The sequence below is a fragment of the Bacillus sp. NPDC060175 genome, from assembly GCF_042728695.1.
Lineage (GTDB): Bacteria > Bacillota > Bacilli > Bacillales > Bacillaceae_G > Bacillus_A.
Genome location: NZ_JBHWYR010000175.1, coordinates 1 through 2,709, shown reverse-complemented (window position 1 = coordinate 2,709; position 2,709 = coordinate 1). Strand labels below are relative to the sequence as shown.

Genomic DNA, 2,709 nt, shown 5'->3' with positions numbered 1-2,709 from the left:
TTATGAATTGATTTGTTAGTCTAAGTATGAATTATTAAGTATGTTTTGTTTATAATTGTCACAATATAATTTTATATTCGACGTTTTAATTACTTATAGAACATTTACATATGTTATAACTGTTATTTATGAGATAAAGAATCTCTCTACATATAAGATTTACTTAATTTAGATTTTTTCTCTCTCAATCATTTTGTCGAAAAAAGTCGAATTTTTATATTTTTTCTTTATTTTTTATTGTAAACGTTTTATTTTCGTGTTACCATTTTAATCAAACAATAGATAGTAACAAACTTAAAATATTTCTTTCCATTAGACACATATAAACGTTCGGTAACAACATGAAAATATGGCCAAAGAAAAATGAACTACATGTTAAAATATTCAATGGGATTTTTACCACCTAATTTTTCTGTTAATTCAGAATTTACACCTTTAACATTTTGTCCCTAAACAAAATTTACATTTTAGCGTGGAAAATCCAAAAAACTAAATCACCCATCCAAATTAATAAATGAAATGTCTGTTTATATCTAGTAATAAGTCATGAGAAAATGATTTCTTCCCTAAGAAAACTGAGCCAATTAATAAAAAGCATCTAAATTACTATCTATTGTTGATCACATATTTACCAACTATAAAAAAGAACCTACTGAAGGTTCTTTTTTATTTTAACGAATTCCCCGAAATAATTCTCCTTCCTCAAGCGTGTGAAGGGCGTAGCCCAACGGTAGGTGGGAGATGAATTTCGGTTTGGCATAGACAAAAGCTTTTGATAAACTAGCTATGTGAAGTTCTTTGATAACTTGATATATGAGGTTACAGGAAAAAAATTGAGTGCGAAAACCAAGCCATTCGGTTCCTGCGTAAAATATCAACCGTACCAAAAGAGCGTCCAAGCGTTGGACATCTAGGGATGGAACACCCCGAAGTAACGCTCAGGGAGACGAGAGGTTGCTTTCATCGTGGAACTGAGAAGCTCCCACTTCAAGCTTTGCTAAGTGGCGAGTAGTTCACTCATTAGTATTTCAATTATTGATAATCATTGGTGTTGAATCTTTATCTCTTCAGCTTCAATCAAGTATTTTCGTCCTTTTTTATAAAAAATTGTTTCATGCGATCCTATTTATTCTTAACATACCTCTTTAACCTTTCAAACCTTCCACTCTTACATGAATGTCCCTCATCTTTTCATCCAAAGATTTTGCAGTTTTGGCCGCGTCAATAAGCTCTTGCTCCAGATAGAAAGGGATTTTTTTGTCATACTTATAATAAATTTTATGTTCTAGGCTAGCCCAAAAATCCATCGCTAAGGTTCGAAGCTGTATTTCAACATAAACAGTCTCTACTTTTTGGGATAGTGTTACAGGTATTTGTACAATTACATGTAAACTCTGATACCCATTTGATTTTGGATTTTCAATATAGTCTTTCACCTGTACAATTTTAATATCATTTCGTTTGGATAGCTGAGAATATATATCATAAATGTCATTTACAAAAGAACAAATGATTCTCATACCTGCAATATCATACAACTGTTCTCTTGAGTTTGACATTGTAGGAGAAATCCCTTTTCTATCAAGTTTTAGTTGAATACTTTCGAATGATTTAAGTCTCGTCTTAATATGCTCAATTTGATTATGGTTTTTTAAATACTTTGCTTCTTCAACTATTATATTAATTTTGGTTGTCATTTCATCTAAAGTAAACTTATATGGTAGTAAAAATTGACCCCATTTTCTTACATCTTCCATGTTAATCCCCCTCTTATTTCAACTTTTCACATGTATTGTTCAATTGAATCAATCACATTAAAAACGTTCATCAGATAGACAGAAAGAAAATGCCTTAACTCTAAAAATTCTTCATGTATATTACCATTTAGATTAGCCAGCTCCTTCAATTGGAATAGGTAATGCAGGGATATCAAATTTAATATCTGGAGGACGTCGATTCGAATCTAATCGATATTTTCCGAAGTGGTTCACATGAATTGTTAAATACGGAACTCAAATCAGACAATACTTCCGCATCCAATTTAGAGGAACTAAAAAATCCGATTTCTGAATTATTTAGAAATCGGATTTTTATTGACAAGATTTACTCATAGGGACTGTTTAGTCTTTGGTTATTTTATTTTAGATTATCTGTATAAATCCATTGAGATTGTTACTTTGGATATTTCTGATACCCACTCTTTCATTTCTATTCCAAAAAAGTATATTTATCTAAAATCAATAACGAAAGTATACATTCAAAACACAATAAATAAAGAGGTTTAAATCTATGAACAAAAAAGAAAAACCTAGATCCATGCTAGCTTTTTTACATAATTTTCGTTATCGGCAATCAAAAATATTCGATTTCTATTATGTTTCCTTCAAAATTTAGCTAATGACTTGTAACTTTCTTAAATAGAGGTAATACCAGTACACCCACATATAAGGGATGATATAGGAAAAAAATGTCCAAATAATATTCCATCCGTTATCATATACGATTTTCCCACTTAAAACTAATGTCATTTCAAGAATAGTAGTAAATAGCGATATAAAAAAGACCATCAAGTAAGGTCTTTTGGTTTTCTTTATAAAGAATATCAAGTAACTTGCCAAAATCGGATAAAGTCCTATATTGAAAGGTAAGCTAGACAAAGTTTTTTGACTAAGGAAAGGGGCAATTCTCCAAAAACCACAATAAAGGCCG

2 protein-coding genes are annotated in these 2,709 nt (G+C 30.5%); both read right to left on the bottom strand.

From position 1 onward, the window contains the following. Window positions 1–1,145: 1,145 nt before the first annotated feature. Complete coding sequence (locus ACFWDE_RS30280) at window positions 1,146–1,757, bottom strand: GTP pyrophosphokinase (protein WP_377896367.1); 612 nt, start codon at window positions 1,755–1,757, stop codon at window positions 1,146–1,148. A gap of 633 nt (window positions 1,758–2,390) precedes the next feature. Beyond that, the coding region (locus tag ACFWDE_RS30275) for a CBO0543 family protein (RefSeq protein WP_377896366.1) at window positions 2,391–2,709 on the bottom strand (319 nt) is incomplete at its 5' end.

Excerpts from the sequence above, each read along its gene's own strand:
- ACFWDE_RS30280 (WP_377896367.1), bottom strand. The coding sequence starts at position 1,757 with ATGGAAGATGTAAGAAAATGGGGTCAATTTTTACTACCATATAAGTTT.